The 387-nt window shown below is 58.1% G+C and carries 1 pseudogene; it reads left to right on the plus strand.

Annotated features, from left to right (window positions below):
- Positions 1-253: 253 nt before the first annotated feature.
- Positions 254-387 (plus strand): annotated as a pseudogene (locus AC5RVV_RS18230) (histidinol phosphatase); the annotation flags it as partial.

A 387-nucleotide genomic window follows, 5' to 3' on the forward strand; every position in this document is an offset into this window, starting at 1 on the left:
CCGAAAGCCAGTCGATCAGCCGCCAGAACCAGTTCTTCCGTGACGGCATGAGGGGGCCCCGCAGCGTTTCCATGCCGTGAAAGTAGTCACCAGCCATCGTCGCCACCTCCCTTCGAAGCTTCGTGAACATCTTCCTGCCAAGGGCCGGAGTGCAATTCCGTTCCCGCTATCTATTGTGGGCAGCGGAGTTGGAAATACGCTGGGACAGTGCCAATTCCCTGCCTGCAGGCAAAATAACGATAAGTTGAAAGGCATGACACTCGTTCAGAGCTACAACGATGACCTCCGGCTGGCCCACGTTATGGCGGATGCCGTCGACGCCCAGACGATGTCACGGTTCAAGGCACTCGACCTCAAGGTGGAGACCAAGCCGGACCTGACTCCCGT

It is taken from the genome of Arthrobacter sp. MDT2-34-1, from assembly GCF_059091365.1.